At 79.0% G+C, this 1924-nt stretch carries 3 protein-coding genes; all 3 read right to left on the bottom strand.

What is annotated here, in order from left to right:
* Positions 1–12: 12 nt before the first annotated feature.
* Entirely contained in the window at positions 13–411 is a 399-nt protein-coding gene (locus NWP09_RS12650) for a hypothetical protein (RefSeq protein WP_258275855.1), read from the bottom strand.
* 93 nt (positions 412–504) lie between these two features.
* Positions 505–1494, bottom strand: coding sequence for a DUF2332 domain-containing protein (locus NWP09_RS12645; RefSeq protein ID WP_258275854.1), 990 nt, complete (start codon positions 1492–1494; stop codon positions 505–507).
* A gap of 101 nt (positions 1495–1595) precedes the next feature.
* A partial coding sequence (locus tag NWP09_RS12640) for a Rieske 2Fe-2S domain-containing protein (RefSeq protein ID WP_258275853.1) occupies positions 1596–1924 on the bottom strand: 329 nt, incomplete at its 5' end.

The raw sequence follows: 1924 nt of genomic DNA, 5'->3' as shown, positions 1-1924 counted from the left end.
CGCGCGCGCCGCTCACGCGAGCGCCCCCGCCACGAGCGGCCACGGCGCGGTGACGACGAGCCCCGCGAGCCACCACGGGGCGCGGCGGTGCCGCGGCGCGAGCCGGTCGACGCACCACCACCACAGGAGCGGACCGATCACGGCGAGCACCTCCCCGAGCTGGTACATCGCGAGGCCGAGCAGGCTCGGCTGCTGCACGGGGTTCGCGACCATGACGACGATCCAGCCGGCGGTCGCGGCGACCGCGAGCGCGAGCGTGAGCCAGCCGAGCGCGCCGCGCGAGCGCCGCTCGCGCGCGAGGGGGGCGGATGCGCGGGGCACGGCGGCGCCGTCGGCGTCGGCCGCGTCGGCGGCGGCGAGATCCAGCTCGTCATCCCCCTCCCACCGGAGGGCGTCGTCGTCGCGGCTCATCAGGACGAGCCTAGTCGTCGGCGGCAGCGGCCCGCCCGGGCGCTGCCCGGCCAGCGCTCCGCGATGAGCGGGAGGCACCGTCGCTCGCCCGAGCTAGCGCGAGATGTCGTCGAGCCAGGTCACGCTGGCCCCGTGCGGGTCGGTCACGGCGACGGGCTCGGCGTCGCGCCGCAGCACGAAGTCGCCGGGCCCCGCCCACGGCGCGGGCGGCCCGAGCTCGAGGCTCGCGCCCTCGTTCGCGACCCACGTGACCGGCAGCTCCCCCATGAGGTCGGCGAACGCCGCCCGCTCGTACGCCGACACGTACGCGAGCACCGCCGAGTGCCACACGACGACCGTGGGCGCGTGCCGGGCAGCCTCCGCGACGAGCGCGCGCGCATCCGTCGTGAGGTCGCCGCGCCGCACGTGCGCGGGCTCCCGGCGGGCGATCGCGATCGCCGTGCGCACCCGGTCGACGCGCGCCCCGTCGACCACGCCCGACGCATCCGGCCACACGAGGGCCTCGAGCCACGCCCGCGTGCCCGGGTCCCCGGGGTCGAGCGGCTGCAGGTCGAGCCCGCCGCGCCAGGCGATCTCGGGCGGCGCCTCCGGCAGCGGCGTCGACGGCGACGCGTCGGTCTCGAGCAGCGGCAGGCTCGCGTCGCCGACGTAGCGGCCCGGGCCGAAGCGGTAGCGCCAGCGGTCGGGATAGAGGCACAGCCCCGCCGACGCGCCCACCTCGACGAGCGCGATCGGCCCGCGCACGTCGGCGATCGCCGGCAGCAGCGTCGCCATGCGCCGCGCCTCGTTCGTCTGCGTCATGCGGGCGAGCATCGTGGGGCGGATGCGGTCCCACGCCCCGGCGATCAGGTCGCGGACGTCGTCCCACGGCTGGAGCGGCACGCCCTCGAGGCGCGCCGCGGCGAAGAGCAGGTTGGGCTGCCGCTTGAGCGGCTCGAGCCCAGCGAGCGCCCGGCACAGCTCCGCGTCGGCGGCGACGCCGCGCGCCCACTCGGCGTAGCGCGGCGAGCGGCCGTCGGCCTCCACCTCGGCCCAGCGGCGGTAGCTGCGGCTGACCGAGGACTCCTCTGCGACGTCGTGCATGCCACCACCCTGCCAGGCGGGGCGTTCGGGTGCGCCGGGCCGGCCGCCGGGGCGGGACGGCTGGGCGGGGTGCGGGGCGCCCTGCGCGGCGGCGCCCGCGGTCAGCCGGCCGTCGCTCGCGGGGCGAGGCTCCGGAGCGGGCAGGCGGTCGGCCCCTCGAGCCTGGTCCCGTCGGGGGCGAACCGCGAGCCGTGCGCCGAGCAGTCCCAGCTGCGCTCCTGCGGGTTCCACTGCACGAGCGCGCCGACGTGCGGGCAGTGCGCCGACACGCGCCGGGTCTCGCCGTCCACGGTCGAGGTCGCGACGAGGCGGAGGCCCTCGCGGCCGAGGCTCCCCTCCCCCTCGGCCGGTCGGCTCGCGGGCGCGATCGCCTCCCGCACGCGGCTCGCCTGCGCCGCGGCGACCGCGCCGAGCGTGCCGAGCGTGCGGC

It is taken from the genome of Agrococcus sp. HG114, from assembly GCF_024723325.1.
Classification (GTDB): domain Bacteria; phylum Actinomycetota; class Actinomycetes; order Actinomycetales; family Microbacteriaceae; genus Agrococcus.
The sequence above is the reverse complement of the archived record's forward strand: the minus strand, read 5'-3'. Positions and strand labels throughout refer to the sequence as shown.

Excerpts from the sequence above, each read along its gene's own strand:
- NWP09_RS12650 (WP_258275855.1), bottom strand. The coding sequence starts at position 411 with ATGAGCCGCGACGACGACGCCCTCCGGTGGGAGGGGGATGACGAGCTG.
- NWP09_RS12645 (WP_258275854.1), bottom strand. The coding sequence starts at position 1,494 with ATGCACGACGTCGCAGAGGAGTCCTCGGTCAGCCGCAGCTACCGCCGC.